The sequence below is a fragment of the Paenibacillus sp. CR_12 genome, assembly GCF_041953985.1.
Classification (GTDB): Bacteria; Bacillota; Bacilli; order Paenibacillales; family Paenibacillaceae; genus Paenibacillus_AQ; species Paenibacillus_AQ lautus_A.
The window spans coordinates 74,598-88,887 of sequence record NZ_JAVFHO010000006.1 but is presented as its reverse complement, the minus strand read 5'-3'; the positions used below and the strand labels follow the sequence as shown (position 1 = coordinate 88,887).

General features: G+C 55.3%; 12 protein-coding genes. 10 read left to right on the top strand and 2 right to left on the bottom strand.

Going from position 1 to position 14,290, the window contains the following annotated elements:
- The first annotated feature begins 55 nt into the window (after positions 1-55).
- The 8 genes from RB297_RS22065 (at position 56) to argH (ending at position 9,696) form a co-directional block, all read left to right on the top strand.
- Positions 56-625: a GNAT family N-acetyltransferase gene (locus tag RB297_RS22065; RefSeq protein WP_009594244.1), complete on the top strand. Its 570-nt coding sequence runs from the start codon at positions 56-58 to the stop codon at positions 623-625.
- A 388-nt stretch (positions 626-1,013) separates the two neighbouring features.
- Entirely contained in the window at positions 1,014-2,069 is a 1,056-nt protein-coding gene (gene argC, locus RB297_RS22060) for an N-acetyl-gamma-glutamyl-phosphate reductase (protein ID WP_375121457.1), read from the top strand.
- Between the two features lie 18 nt (positions 2,070-2,087).
- A complete protein-coding gene (gene argJ, locus RB297_RS22055) occupies positions 2,088-3,314 on the top strand; it encodes a bifunctional glutamate N-acetyltransferase/amino-acid acetyltransferase ArgJ (RefSeq protein ID WP_375121456.1) in 1,227 nt (408 codons plus the stop codon).
- A gap of 32 nt (positions 3,315-3,346) precedes the next feature.
- Positions 3,347-4,183 carry an acetylglutamate kinase gene (argB, locus tag RB297_RS22050; protein ID WP_375121455.1) on the top strand — a complete coding sequence of 279 codons (837 nt, stop codon included), beginning with the start codon at positions 3,347-3,349 and terminating at the stop codon, positions 4,181-4,183.
- Positions 4,184-4,436: 253 nt separating this feature from the next.
- On the top strand, positions 4,437-5,654 hold the full coding sequence (locus RB297_RS22045) for an acetylornithine transaminase (RefSeq protein WP_375121454.1): 1,218 nt from the start codon (positions 4,437-4,439) through the stop codon (positions 5,652-5,654).
- Positions 5,655-5,712: 58 nt separating this feature from the next.
- Positions 5,713-6,669, top strand: coding sequence for an ornithine carbamoyltransferase (argF, locus tag RB297_RS22040; RefSeq protein WP_009594235.1), 957 nt, complete (start codon positions 5,713-5,715; stop codon positions 6,667-6,669).
- A gap of 106 nt (positions 6,670-6,775) precedes the next feature.
- Positions 6,776-8,008, top strand: a complete 1,233-nt coding sequence (locus RB297_RS22035; protein WP_015737700.1) for an argininosuccinate synthase — start codon at positions 6,776-6,778, stop codon at positions 8,006-8,008.
- A 272-nt stretch (positions 8,009-8,280) separates the two neighbouring features.
- Entirely contained in the window at positions 8,281-9,696 is a 1,416-nt protein-coding gene (gene argH, locus RB297_RS22030; protein WP_090909935.1) for an argininosuccinate lyase, read from the top strand.
- Between the two features lie 210 nt (positions 9,697-9,906).
- Here the strand turns inward: argH and RB297_RS22025 are convergent, their stop codons facing one another.
- Positions 9,907-10,680: an alpha/beta hydrolase gene (locus RB297_RS22025; RefSeq protein WP_375121453.1), complete on the bottom strand. Its 774-nt coding sequence runs from the start codon at positions 10,678-10,680 to the stop codon at positions 9,907-9,909.
- A 416-nt stretch (positions 10,681-11,096) separates the two neighbouring features.
- Between RB297_RS22025 and RB297_RS22020 the strand changes: the two genes are divergently transcribed.
- Complete coding sequence (locus tag RB297_RS22020) at positions 11,097-11,825, top strand: polymer-forming cytoskeletal protein (RefSeq protein ID WP_375121452.1); 729 nt, start codon at positions 11,097-11,099, stop codon at positions 11,823-11,825.
- Between the two features lie 66 nt (positions 11,826-11,891).
- Entirely contained in the window at positions 11,892-12,632 is a 741-nt protein-coding gene (locus tag RB297_RS22015) for a hypothetical protein (RefSeq protein WP_375121451.1), read from the top strand.
- Between the two features lie 73 nt (positions 12,633-12,705).
- On the opposite strand, the gene RB297_RS22010 is transcribed toward RB297_RS22015, so the two are convergent.
- Positions 12,706-14,142: a VanW family protein gene (locus tag RB297_RS22010; protein WP_375121450.1), complete on the bottom strand. Its 1,437-nt coding sequence runs from the start codon at positions 14,140-14,142 to the stop codon at positions 12,706-12,708.
- Between the last annotated feature and the right edge of the window lie 148 nt (positions 14,143-14,290).

Here is a 14,290-nt window from a genome sequence, read left to right as displayed (position 1 = left end):
AAGTAATAGGGAGCGTGAAGTCTTAGTTTATAGAACAAGTAAGGGGGACTTACGAATGGAAATCGAACAGATCTACGGCAGTTTGCCGGTGCTGGAAACCGACCGCCTGCGCCTTCGCAGAGTATCGATGCAGGATGCCGATCAGATGTATGCCTATGCCTCAGACGATGAGGTGGCGAAATACGTCACTTGGGAGACCCATCGCTCGATCGATGACAGCAAGCGGTTTATTCAATTCATACTGGCTCAGTATGCCAAGCATGATATTGCCCCGTGGGGGATCGAGCTGAAGGAGAGCGGGCGACTGGTCGGGACGGTTGATTTTGTATGGTGGAAACCCGAGCAGCAGGCCGCGGAGATCGGTTATGTACTGGCACGGGATTGTTGGGGGCAAGGCATCATGACCGAGGCGGCCTCCGCGCTGCTCAAGCTTGGTTTCGGCCGTATGGAGCTTGTACGCGTGCAGGCTCGATGTTTGGTGGAGAATATCGGCTCTCAGCGCGTAATGGAGAAGATCGGCATGTCCTATGAGGGGACGGTGAGGAAGGGGATCAAGGTTAAGGGCCAGCATTGGGACCTCAAGCTCTATTCCATTCTAAAGGAAGAGTTCGATCCATCTCGATAGACATTGCCTCGGAGCCCGTTAGCAGTTTGGACCAAATTTGAATAATCCATTGTATTTATATGAATACGGTCGTATAATAATACATATTTATGAGACGGATAAAGTCAATGAATACCTTGGAAGCACATATCGCTTTTGACGCAGGAAACGGAACGCTTCCGAAGAAGTTCATGACCAGCCTGACTGCTTCTTGAAGCAAAATGATACCAAGAATCATCAGCGGACACGCGTGGTTTTTGATACCCAACATAGGATTAAGAGGAATTTAGGCGGCGGCATGGATCGATCGGAAGAAGGAAACGGAAGAGCATGGGGTAGAGATGAAGGATGGATGAATGGGACCTTGCATAAGGTCCTTCAGCTGTTCCTTGGGGAGAGGGATGAGGATATGACGGACACAAATACAGTAAGAGTTGCTATTGTTGGATCTACCGGCTACGGTGGCGTGGAACTGATCCGCTTGCTGCAAGCGCACCCGCGCGTTGAGATTACATCGGTAATCTCTTCATCGACGGCAGGCGTACCGATATCGGACGGATTTCCGCATTTGACCAATATCATCACACGCAACCTGGATGGCGTTAACCCGGCGGAAATCGCCGAGGTGGCCGACTTGGTGTTTGCGGCTACGCCTTCGGGCGTCAGTGCCAAGCTGGTACCGGAGCTGCTGGATGCAGGCTTGAAGGTCATTGATCTCTCGGGCGATTTTCGCTTGAAAGATGGAGTCGTATATGAACAGTGGTATAAACACACGGCTCCGAGCGCGGAGCTGTTGGAAAAGGCCGTATACGGCCTGTGCGAAGTGTTTGGCGAAGAGGTCCGCGATGTGGATTTCATCTCCAATCCGGGCTGTTATCCGACCGCGACGCTGCTGGGCCTGATTCCGGCCATCAGCGCGGGCTGGATCGATGCTTCATCCCTTATTATCGACGCCAAATCCGGCGTGTCCGGTGCAGGACGGGGAACGAGCCTGATGACGCATTATGCTGAAATCAACGAGAATTTCAAAGCCTACAAGGTGAATAAGCATCAGCATATTCCCGAGGTCGAGCAGGTATTGACGCAGGTAGCGGGCGAACCGATCACGGTCACCTTTACGACGCATCTGGTACCGATGACGCGGGGGATCATGAGCACCATGTATGCCACGCTGAACGGTCCTTACACGGAAGAGGATTTCATTGAACTGTACCGCCAGTATTTCAAGGATCGTAAATTTGTGAGAATCCGCGACCTGGGCGTATGGCCTGCAACAAAAGAAGTCAGCGGGTCGAACTTCTGCGATATCGGCTTTGCGGTGGATGCGCGCACGAACAGGGTGACCATTATATCGGTCATTGATAATGTGGTGAAGGGTGCGGCCGGGCAGGCGATCCAGAACCTGAATTTGATGATGGGATGGGAGGAGAGCCTCGGACTTACGTTTACGCCGATTTATCCGTAAGCGGCTGGGGATACAGACATGGGAGAGAATACGTTTGCGATTATCGATGGGGGCAGCATCGTAACGCCGCAAGGCTTCAAGGCTGCCGGGCTCCACTGTGGACTTAAGAAGACCGACCGTAACGACCTGGGCGTCATTGTATGCGATGTGCCTGCCGTGGCGGCTGCCGTCTATACGACGAACCTGTTCCAAGCGGCACCGCTGAAGGTAACGCGTGAAAGCTTGGAGGACGGCAAGCTTCGCGCGATTGTCGTGAACAGCGGGAATGCCAATGCCTGCACGGGCAAGCAGGGCGAAGAGGATGCATACACGATGCGCGCCAGCACGGCTGCGCAATTCGGCCTGGACGTGAACGATGTGGCCGTTGCTTCGACGGGTGTCATCGGGGAGCTGCTGAAGATGGACCGAGTATCCTCCGGTATTGCAGGCTTGCCTGCACGGCTCAGCGGTGAAAGCGAAGGGGCTGAAAGCTTCAGCCAAGCGATTTTGACAACCGATCTGGTAAAAAAGGAAGCCTGCGTTACCGTACAGGTTAACGGCACGAAGGTGACCATCGCCGGCACGGCGAAGGGATCGGGGATGATTCATCCGAACATGGCGACCATGCTCGGATTCATGACGACGGATGCGGTCATTGGTCAGGAAGCGCTGCAGCTGCTGCTGCGCCAAACGACCAACCTGACCTTTAATATGATTACGGTGGACGGCGATACAAGCACCAACGATATGCTGGTTGCGATGGCCAGCGGCCTGGCGGGGCATGACGTGTTAACGCCGGAGCATCCGGATTGGGATGCATTCGCTGCCGGCTTCCACTATGTGTGCCAGCAGCTGGCGAAGGCGATCGCACGTGACGGAGAGGGAGCTTCCCGCTTGATCGAGGTTCGCGTGGACGGCGCCGAAAGCGACGATGACGCGCAAGCGATCGCCAAGACGATCATCGGCTCCAGCCTGGTCAAATCGGCGGTGTTCGGTGCGGATGCCAACTGGGGACGGATCATTGCGGCTGTGGGCCGCGCAGGCCGTCCGGTCAATCCGGAGACGGTGGATATTGCCATTGGTCCGATTTCGGTGCTGGAGCAGTCAAGGCCCGTCGCTTTTGACGAAGATGCGGCGCTGGCTTACCTTCAAGGCGACACCGTGGATATCGACGTGAAGCTGCATATCGGCAGCGGGTCGGCTACGGCTTGGGGCTGTGATTTAACCTATGACTATGTCCGCATTAATGCGGCTTATCGTACTTAGATAACTAAAAAATCAGGACGGAGGAGATGGATATGAAGAGCACGATCGATCAGGAGAATTCGCAGCCGGTTCAAACCTCAAGCGCGGATACGTTTGTGATGAAATGCGGCGGCAGCACGCTCGCGGCCCTTCCGGACAGCTTCTTCGAGGATTTGAAGAATCTGCAGGATAAAGGGGTTAACCCTGTTATCGTGCACGGCGGCGGTCCCGCAATTTCCGGCAACCTGGAGAAACTCGGCATCGAGACTGAGTTTGTGAACGGTCTGCGCAGGACGACGGAGGATGTGCTGGACGTCGTGGAGATGGTGCTTGCGGGCACCATCAATAAACAGATCGTACGACGGATTCAAAGCGTGGGCGGTTCTGCCATCGGCTTGTCCGGTTCGGACGGCGGGCTGATCGAGGCCAAACCGGTAACGAACCATGCGGAGGTTGGTTGGGTCGGCGACGTTACGCTGGTGAAGTCATCGATCCTGAGCGGCGTGCTGGAGATGGGGTACATGCCGGTGGTTGCGCCGATCGGCGTGGATCCATCCGGTCAGCGCTATAACATCAATGCCGATACCGCAGCTGGTGCCGTGGCTTCTCATCTGGGCGTTAACCGGATGATCGTTGTCACCGACGTGCCGGGGATCATGAAGGGATCGGGCGGCGAGAAGCGGGTGCTTCCGACCGTGACGGTGCAGGAGATCGAGGATATGATCGGAACGGGCGAAATCTATGGCGGCATGATACCGAAGGTAAGAGCAGCCATCAGCAGCATTCACGGCAAAGTGAGCGAGGTCGTCATCGTGGACGGAAGCGAGCCGAACGTGCTGAGCCGGGTGCTTGGAGGCGAAGTGCTGGGCACGCGCATCGTGCGGATGTAGATTTAGATTCGAGATTGTAGAATATAACGGCTTCAACGGAGAAGGTGGAATTGTTCTGGAGAAGCAGCGCGGTCGCCTTTGCCTCCGGAATTTATCCTTGATTACATGATTCCATGAAAATCTGTGGGCAACAGGGATCGGAGGAATGATCCGAATTCGCAGTGCTGGTTAAGCTTAATGGATGTTCATATCGTAGGACGGTTCAAACGTGAAACACGAAGCAATGCCAAATGCAAAGGAGTGTGTGAAGGCTATGGGAAAAGAAGCAGCAGGCGGTATCAAGGCAGCTAATGAAAGCTCGTTGTTCCAAACGTACGCCAGATACCCAATCGCCCTGGTCAAAGGGGAGGGCAGCTGGCTATGGGATGATCAAGGCAACAAGTATCTTGATTTTATGGCCGGTCTGGCGGTAACGAATCTCGGCCATGCCCCGGTAAAAGTGAAAGAGAAGCTGAAAGCCCAGCTGGATGAATTGTGGCATGTCTCGAACCTGTTCCACATTCCGGGCCAGGAAAAAGCAGCCGAGCTGCTGACAGCCAACACCTGCGCGGATGCGGTCTTCTTCTGCAACAGCGGGGCCGAAGCGAACGAAGCTGCCATTAAGCTGGCACGCCGCTACCATCAGAAGGTGAAGGGAACGGGACGCTACGAGGTCATTACGTTTACCCAGTCCTTCCATGGTCGGACGCTGGCTACGCTGACGGCCACCGGCCAGGATAAGGTGAAGGAAGGCTTCCTCCCGCTTCCGGCAGGCTTCAAAAGCGTTCCCCTGCATGACCTTCCGGCGCTGGAAGCAGCCATTAACGACAATACCGCAGCCATCATGATCGAGATGGTGCAGGCGGAGGGCGGCGTGCATCCGGTGGAACCGGAATTCCTTCAAGCCGTCACCGGGCTGTGCAAGAAGCACGGACTGCTGCTGATCGTGGACGAGGTGCAAACGGGCATGGGCCGGACCGGCAAGCTGTTTGCGCACGAGCATTACGGCATCGAGCCGGATATTTTCACCGTGGCCAAAGGGCTCGGCTCCGGGTTCCCGGTAGGCGCGATGCTGGGCAAGGCTTACTTGCGCGAAGCCTTCACGGCAGGAAGCCATGCCACGACGTTTGGCGGCACGCCGATTGCCAGCGCCGTCATCCAGGCCACCATCGAGACGATGCTGGAGGACGACGTGCCGCAGCGCGCGGCCGAAGCCGGAGAATATTTGATGATGAAGCTGAATGAGAGCCTGGGCAATCATCCTTTTGTGAAGGCGATCCGGGGGAAAGGCCTGCTGATCGGCATCGAATGCGTCGAACCGGTTGGCGAGCTGGTGCTGAAAGGACAGAGCCGCGGGCTGCTGTTCGTAACGGCAGGACCGAACGTGATCCGGCTGCTTCCGAATCTGTACGTCACGAAACAAGAGATCGACCAAGCGGTGTCGATCGTTACGGAACTTATACATGAACATACGGCGGTTAGCCAAGCATAGAAGAATCGTGCAGCAGCATTACGGACAATAACAGCATGGTTAAGGAGGACTGAAGAATATGGCCGCTAGCGGACAATTGAAGGAATTAAGCCTGAAAGGGCGGGATATGATCGAGCTGGACGAATACTCGACGGAAGAGATTCAGTTCTTGCTCGATTCGGCAATCGAGATCAAGCGCAAGCAGAAGAACGGCGAAGTCTATCAGCCGCTGAAAGGCAAGACGATCGGCTTGATTTTTGAGAAGTCGTCCACGCGGACGCGGGTGTCGTTCGAGGCTGGAATGTTCCAACTGGGCGGACATGCGCTCTTTTTGAGCAAAAACGATATTCAGCTCGGACGCGGCGAGCCGATCAGCGATACGGCACAGGTGATGTCCCGTTATCTGGACGGCCTGATGATCCGTACCTTCGGGCACGACAACGTGGTCAACCTTGCGAAATATGCTTCGATTCCGGTCATCAACGGCCTGAGCGACATGGCGCATCCATGTCAGGTACTGGCTGATTTGCAGACGGTGCTGGAGCACAAGGGCAAGCTGAAGGGCCTCAAAATGGCCTTTATCGGCGATGGCAACAACATGGCGCATTCGCTCCTGATCGGCGGTGCCAAAATGGGCATGCATGTGGCCGTGGCCAGTCCGAAGGGCTATGAGGCAGATGCCAGCATCGTGAAGCTGAGCGAGGAAATCGCGGCGCAAACGGGCGGCAAAATCACGATTACCCAAGACCCGCTCGAAGCTGCGAAGGATGCGGACGTGATCTACACGGATGTATGGGCAAGCATGGGCTTTGAAGAGGAGCAGGCACAGCGGGAAGCCGCTTTTGCGGACTACCAGGTAAACGAAGAGCTGGTGAAAGCAGCTAAGCCGGATTATTTGTTCCTGCACTGCCTTCCAGCCCACCGCGGCGAAGAGGTCAGCGAAGGCGTGATCGACGGTGCCAATTCCGTCATTTTCGATCAGGCCGAGAACCGTCTCCATGCCCAGAAGGCTTTGATGGTTGCTTTGATGGCATAAAGCCGCCGATGACCAGCGAACATTCTCTATGAAAATGCGTCAATGGACGTTATCTTTAGTATAATGAAGGACAGGGTTGTTAGTAACAAAGAGAGGGAGTTAAACCATGGCAAAACAAAAAATCGTACTGGCGTATTCCGGCGGTCTGGATACGTCCGTCATTCTGAAGTGGCTGAAAGAAACCTACGATGCGGAGATCATTGCCTTCACGGCCGATATCGGCCAGAAGGAAGAGCTGGACGGACTTGAGGAAAAAGCGCTGGCGACCGGCGCCTCCAAAGTGTACATCGACGATCTGCGCGACGAATTTGCGAATGATTTCATCTTCCCGATGTTCCAGGCGGGTGCCATGTACGAAGGGCAGTACCTGCTCGGCACCAGCATCGCGCGCCCGTTGATCGCGAAACGCATGGTGGATATCGCACGTGCCGAAGGCGCGACGGCAATTGCGCACGGCGCTACGGGCAAAGGGAACGACCAGGTTCGTTTTGAGCTGGGCGTAGCCGGTTTGGCACCGGATATTGAAGTGATCGCGCCTTGGCGCATCGAGGAGTTCCGAAACTCCTTCCCGGGACGCGCGGAGATGATCGCTTACGCGGAAGCGCACGGCATTCCGGTAACGGCATCCGCTGCGAAATCCTACTCCATGGACCGCAACCTGCTCCATATCAGTTACGAGAGCGGCGTGCTGGAGGACCCTTGGTTCGATGCAAGCGCGGAGGACAGCAAGGATATGTACCTTCTTAGCGTATCGCCTGAGGATGCGCCGGATGAGGCGGAATACCTCGAGCTTACGTTCGAGCAAGGGAATGTCGTTGCGCTGAACGGCGAGTCGATGAGCCCGCTGCAAGTGATGGAGAAGCTGAACGAGCTGGGCGGCAAGCACGGCATCGGTCGCGTGGATATGGTGGAGAACCGCTTCGTCGGCATGAAGAGCCGCGGCGTCTATGAGACTCCTGGCGGCACGATCCTGTTCACCGCTCATCGCAAGATGGAATCCATCACGATGGACCGCGAAGTGATGAACCTGCGCGACAGCCTGATTACCCGCTACAGCACCTTGGTTTATAACGGCTTCTGGTTTGCGCCGGAGCGTCTGGCATTGCAGGCACTGGTGACAGAGAGCCAGAAGAACGTTACGGGTACGGTGCGCGTGAAGCTCTACAAAGGCAATGTGATCGGCGCAGGCGTGAAGAGTCCGGTGAGCCTGTACAACCCGGACATCGCCACGATGGAAGCCGATCCGACGCAAGCTTACGATCAAGGCGACGCTACCGGCTTTATCCGCTTGAACGCATTGCGTTTGAAAGTGGCAACCGGCGTGAATCAGAATCAATAAAACAGTCTGAGGGCTCGTGTAACGGAACAAGCGCATCGGATAGAGCGCGGTAACGAACGCGGCCGAAGGATACACGATATGAAGTCTTATGTCTTATATCCGGTACGGTAATAGATCGAATTATAAGCGTAAGGATATGGACGTACTAGTAATGAACAGGCTGAAGGCCGTTTTCATGCTGGAGAGCTTCGTCGATTCTCGTGCAACGGGATGAACGGACCCTCTTAAGCGGGAAGCGGCCCTCTGCCTTAAATCAGAGAGGGGCAAGTGTTGTGAGCAAGTTATGGGGCGGACGCTTTACGAAGCAGACCAACGCATTGGTGGAGGAATATACGGCATCCATCGGTTTTGACAAGCAGCTGGCCGAGGAGGACATCCAGGGAAGCCTTGCGCATGTGTCCATGCTGGGCAAATGCGGCATCGTGCCGGCGGAAGACGTGGAGACGATCAAGGCAGGATTGGGCAAAGTGCTGGAGCGCATCCGTGAGGGCAGCATCGAGTTCTCCGTATCGGATGAGGATATCCATATGAACATCGAGAAGAATCTGATCGAGGAAATCGGACCTGTCGGCGGCAAGCTCCACACGGGACGCAGCCGCAACGACCAGGTGGCAACGGACATGCACTTGTATTTGCGCAACCGTGTCGTGGCGTTGACCGGCATGCTGCACGAGCTGCAGACCGCGTTGATCGGGCAGGCGAAGGATAACCTGGATACGATTATTCCGGGGTATACGCATCTGCAGCGTGCGCAGCCGATTCTGTTCGCGCATCATCTGATGGCTTACGTGTCCATGTTCCAGCGGGATATCGACCGTCTGATCGACAGCTATAAGCGCATTAACGTGCTGCCGCTCGGGGCAGGCGCGCTTGCGGGCACAACGTTCCCGATCGACCGCCATTTCGTGGCCGAGCAGCTCGGTTTCGACGGCGTTTACGAGAACAGCCTGGATGCGGTCAGCGATCGCGACTTCATTCTGGAATTCCTCTCGGATGCTTCCATCATCATGATGCACTTGTCCCGCCTGAGCGAGGAGCTGGTGCTTTGGAGCAGCACCGAGTTCAACTTCGTCGAGCTGGATGATGCGTTCTGCACGGGCAGCAGCATTATGCCGCAGAAGAAGAACCCGGACGTGCCCGAGCTTGTCCGCGGCAAAACCGGACGGGTATACGGCAACCTGATGGGTCTGCTTACCGTGCTGAAGTCGCTGCCGCTTGCTTATAACAAGGACATGCAGGAAGACAAAGAGGGCATGTTCGACACGGTGGCTACGCTGGAAGGCGCATTGCAGCTATTCGCGCCGATGATTGCCACGATGAAGGTCAACAAAGGCCGCATGCGCGAAGCAGTGAACACCGACTTCTCGAATGCAACGGATATTGCGGACTTCCTGGTCGGCAAAGGGCTTCCGTTCCGCCAGGCGCACGAAGTGATCGGCAAGACCGTATTGTACTGCATTCAGAACAACAAATACCTGCTGGACCTGACGCTGGACGAATTCAAGCAGTTCTCCGAGCTGTTCGACGACTCCATCTATGGCGTGCTTCAACCCGAGACGGTGGTCAATGCGCGTAACGTTTACGGCGGCACGGCAACCGAGCAGGTGAAAGCGGCGATCGACCGCAGCGTGCAGACCCTTCAGGTCACGGAAGAATGGCTGAGTCTCCGCCAGGGGAATGTAGAGTAAAGGATACAGAAAACTTGAAGTAGTAAAAATAAAGGTGGATCGGCAAAAGCTATATTTGCTGATCCACCTTTTGTTGTGTAACGATGAGATTCGTTGAACGAGGGATTGCCTAAAATCCTCTCATGAAGAGAAGTGCACCCAGTACACCCCATGGAACTGCGAATGAACCGCAAGCACGTTCATGGCGTTGGCGTGGATATTATGGGTTCATCAGGCTTTCAACGGAAGCCATTTCAGAACATCCTGGATATGGGTATCCCAATATCCCCAATCGTGGCCGCCCGGCCCTTCCTGATACGTGAGCTCCAGGGAAGTTGCTTCGCAGGCTTTGCGGAATGATTGATTGTCTTGGTAGAGGAAGTCTTCCGTTCCGCAGCATTGATACAGCAGCGGCTTCGGTCCCTCCGAGCGGTCCACTTCCTGAAGCAGCCACAACAGGTCATTGTCGGTGCCGGTAATGTCCCGATCTCCGTAGACTAAACGATGCTCAAACAAAGCCTCGTTCCTATTAATATGACCCGCCATGTCGAGCGCGCCCGACAGGCTGGCAGCAGCGGCGAAGGATTCGGGACAGCGAAGGGCAAGCTTGAACGCCCCGTAGCCGCCCATGGACAACCCGGCGACGAAGTTATCTTCCCTCGCGTGGGATAACGGGAAGAAGGAACGGGCGATGGCCGGCAGCTCCTGGCTGATAAAGGTCCAGTATTTGCCTCCGTATTCCATGTCCGTATAGAAGCTGCGATGCACTTGCGGCATAACGACGGCAATGCCCATCTCGGCCACATAGCGTTCGATGGAGGTTCTGCGCAGCCAGATGGAATCGTCGTCGGACAGGCCGTGGAGGAGGAAGAGCGTCGGATGCAGACCGCTTTTGGCATGATTCGTCATGCCGATTTGTGAAGAGGTTTGCTGAGGGAGAATGACGGTCATGGACGTGCTGAGACCGAGCACCTCCGAGTAAAAGTGACATTGCATAAGAGCCATGGATTATGTATCCCCTTTCATTTTTGAAAATGAGAGATCAAAGTGACGAGCCTATTAGGATCATATCACAATCGATCCCCCTTGCTCCAAGTAAATCTAAGTTTCGTCTGCGGCGGACGAGAACGCATTTAAAGTCTGCAGCGTTCGGAAGCTTCGCCATTCTCCAGGAGCATAAAGGCGGTCAGCGACCGAGTCGAAACGGATGGAATGAATCCGTGCATAAAACGCCTCGGTCTTCAGACCGAGGCGAGGTTCAGCCATCGGGCTGTTCTATGATGCGCTGCGTTGTGTTATCTTAGAGGGAGATTATGGCTCCATCTGGTGGAGGATTCAATAGCATAAATTTAGAAGTTCAGCGAGTGTCCAATTAAGATATAGCATGATGATCCTATTTGTGAATCTGGAGGAGTATGCTCATGATACCACATGACGATAAACTGTCCGATCTGAAGATTACGGGAACCGGCAGCTCAAGCGGCGGCCAATACGGCAAGGTGCGAATCGATGGTGCCGGGCAGGTGAATGGAGATTTGGATTGCCGGGAATTAACAGGCAACGGAACGATGAGTTTGAACGGCGACGTAGCTGCCGACAAGATTCGCGTGAACGGTTCGGGAACCGTTAAGGGGACGGTGGACGCGGAGGAGCTGCATGTAGCCGGCAGCCTGAGCGTGAAGAGAGGCGTGCGCAGCCGATCCATTTTTATCGGGGGGCATTGCAGCATTCACGGTGATTCCGAATCGAAGAGGCTTGATGTAACCGGAAACCTGAGAAGCCATGGTGACGTGCGGAGTGAGACGGCCACGTTTCATGGGGGCTTCAAGATCGATGGCCGCCTGCATGTAGGAACAGCGGATATTCGGCTGTTGGGCCGCTGCCTTGCGCAGGAAATCGTCGGAGACCGGATCACGATCCGCAAAAAAGGAAAGCGTCTCTGGGAGATGCTGTCCCTGCCATTACGGGGAACGCGGCTGGAGGCACGCATTATTGAGGGCGATGTCCTGGATCTAGAGTATGTCGAAGCCGATATCGTCCGCGGCAACCGGGTGATTCTCGGCCCAGGGTGCGAGATTCGGCAAGTGGAATACCGGGATGAATTGACGCAGCATCCGGAAGCCCAGGTCAGAGCATCCCGGCGGTTTTAAGTTTTAAGGGCGACATTGGGCCAAACATCCGGGCATAGGCCGAATAGATGGCAAGGAGGCAGCGATATGGTGCATAACGGAACAGCCGTAGATAGACCCGGTGTTTCCATAACGGGTGACGGTGTCGTTGGCGGCGGTATTGTCGGCAAGCTTCGGATAAACGGTGAAGGCGTCATTCATGGCGACACGGATTGCCATCTGCTAAGCTGCAACGGGAGCGCGGTCATAAACGGAAGCCTGCTCGGAAGGCAGGCTAGAGTGAACGGCCATGTGAAGGTGTCCCATCATGTCCAGATGGAGCACGTCCGGGTGAATGGAAGCTTGGATGCCGGCGGAAGCGTTAGGATCAGCCGCATCGGAATCAATGGCGGCTTGAGCACGGGAGCCGATCTGTTTGCGGTCAAAGGCGTCGTGAACGGTACCCTGGATGTTGGCGGCAACCTGGAAGCCGAAGAGATGACGGTCCGCGGCATACTACGCGTGAGCGGGTCCGTGATAGCTCGGGAATTGACGCTGAGGCTCGTTGCGCAAGCCTCGCGCGTCAACGAACTCCGAAGCCGCACGGTCTTCGTAGCTCCAACGGTGCTGGCCAAATGGTTCCGTTCCTCACGGATCGGATATCTGAATGCCGAGCTGGTTGAAGGCGAGGATATTCGTCTGGAGAATACGAGCGCGGCCATTGTCAGGGGCAGTAGAGTCCATATCGGAAAGGGTTGCTCCATCGGCCGGGTGGAATATACCGAGACGTTCAGCGCAGATGCCCAGGCGGAAATCGGAAGCTATTATAAAATCGATGCACGACATTAAAATAACGGCAAGGAAAACAGCCCGTATTCGCGATTCGATTCGCGAATGCGGGCTGTTTCGTGCCAGCTTCGATTTACGGGGCGCTGATACCGTCCTCAACGACTTCCTCTTTGGGCGTTTCGTTCGCATCCGGCAGCGGGACCTCGTTGGTCGGATTGATGGCAACGATGCTGTTCTGGGGACGGTAGGTATCCTTGGATATTTTCACGTTCTCCACGACTTTCCCGTTCACTTTCTTGGTTCGGTAGGTTTCTACCACATAGCCTGGTTTCCCGTTCTGAACCACCTGCTTCAATCCCGGCGGCAGCGAGTTGTTGTGGATGACCTTTTCCGGCGAAGGCAGGGTTTCAATCGTGGTGGATACCAGCTCGTATTCCGTATTTTCCGGGAACGTGCCGAACATCTTCAGCGTTAAATTGCCGTGCGATACCTCGGACAGGATAAGCAGGTGCTTGCCTGTATTGTTCCGGAAGCGAAAGTTGATCGCCCCTTCGGCAAAGGTGGCGTCCTGTCCCTTGGGCAAGTAGCTGACCGGAAGGGAATGATTCCGCCTTTCGGTGATCTCCAGCCCGATCAGCAGGGCGGCATGATACACCGTGCTGGATACCTGGCAGATCCCGCCCCCGATACCGGGCACCAGCTTGCCGTTCACGATGACGGGAGCTTCCTCAAATCCATACTCCTTCTTCGCAACATCTATGATATGAGCATAATTGAACTCATCGCCGGGCTTCAGAATCATGCCGTCCACGGCTTTGGCGGCAGCGGTTACGTTATGTACGCGTCCGGGCCCGCTGGATCCAAGACCGGTGGAGAATTCAACGATTTTTCGCTCAATGCCCTCGTCCTGCAGCGACTTTACGGTAACGGGGGGCTTTTGACGGATAAGAGGCAGCTGCACCGCAATGGCTTCTTCCGGATACGGTTCCGTGAAGTGGGACTCGTTCGGAAGCGCTGCGCTGAACCCTTCATAGAACGCAGGCCAATCGATGCGGTACGCGGTTTTCTCCGGGGTATGCCGGACCACATCGTCATCGGAAATGCTCCGCACTGCGTTGACAGGCTCTCCAAAGCGTTCTTTTTGCCAGTCTTCGTTTAACCGCCCTTTCAATACGTCGCGATTCCAGTCGGTGGATATATGCCATTCCAGCTGAAACTGCCGCCGGTAAAGAACCTGTTCCCATAGCGATCCTTCGGACAGCTTGGCAATGGCTTCTTTGAAATCGGCTGCGCTGAACCGAACGCCGGCTTCTTGGAGACTGAAGCTTTCCGTGCGCCCTTTGAGGGCCTCCGACTCCAGCGTCACCTTGATGCTTGTCATGGCGTGGAGCCGCTGTTCCAGCTCGGACAATACCTCGTCGGCGGGTTGCCCCCCTACCTGCCAGCCGGAGAGAACGACTCCCTTCGGCAGCTCCTTTTGGTTCGCGTACATCGTCAATAGACCGAAACCGACGGAGAGGAGAAGAGCGATACTGATGACAAAGATGAGACCGAGATGAATTTTTTTCATTTGAAACCACCTTCTTAACTTCGTATTGGCCGCAGTACATGCACTTGTTCATGTATATGTCACGGTGGGCTCAAACTTTCGGGTACTCAAAAGGTAACAAATTTGTTACAATAGACGATGTCGTGAGGATTTTTCTTGGATTTTAAAG

What these genes read in the sequence shown, in the direction of transcription:
- argJ (WP_375121456.1), top strand. Translation starts at nt 2,088, where the DNA reads ATGGGAGAGAATACGTTTGCGATTATCGATGGGGGCAGCATCGTAACG.
- RB297_RS22025 (WP_375121453.1), bottom strand. Translation starts at nt 10,680, where the DNA reads ATGGCTCTTATGCAATGTCACTTTTACTCGGAGGTGCTCGGTCTCAGC.
- argB (WP_375121455.1), top strand. Translation starts at nt 3,347, where the DNA reads ATGAAGAGCACGATCGATCAGGAGAATTCGCAGCCGGTTCAAACCTCA.
- RB297_RS22010 (WP_375121450.1), bottom strand. Translation starts at nt 14,142, where the DNA reads ATGAAAAAAATTCATCTCGGTCTCATCTTTGTCATCAGTATCGCTCTT.
- argC (WP_375121457.1), top strand. Translation starts at nt 1,014, where the DNA reads ATGACGGACACAAATACAGTAAGAGTTGCTATTGTTGGATCTACCGGC.
- RB297_RS22035 (WP_015737700.1), top strand. Translation starts at nt 6,776, where the DNA reads ATGGCAAAACAAAAAATCGTACTGGCGTATTCCGGCGGTCTGGATACG.
- RB297_RS22015 (WP_375121451.1), top strand. Translation starts at nt 11,892, where the DNA reads ATGGTGCATAACGGAACAGCCGTAGATAGACCCGGTGTTTCCATAACG.
- RB297_RS22065 (WP_009594244.1), top strand. Translation starts at nt 56, where the DNA reads ATGGAAATCGAACAGATCTACGGCAGTTTGCCGGTGCTGGAAACCGAC.
- argF (WP_009594235.1), top strand. Translation starts at nt 5,713, where the DNA reads ATGGCCGCTAGCGGACAATTGAAGGAATTAAGCCTGAAAGGGCGGGAT.
- RB297_RS22020 (WP_375121452.1), top strand. Translation starts at nt 11,097, where the DNA reads ATGATACCACATGACGATAAACTGTCCGATCTGAAGATTACGGGAACC.
- RB297_RS22045 (WP_375121454.1), top strand. Translation starts at nt 4,437, where the DNA reads ATGGGAAAAGAAGCAGCAGGCGGTATCAAGGCAGCTAATGAAAGCTCG.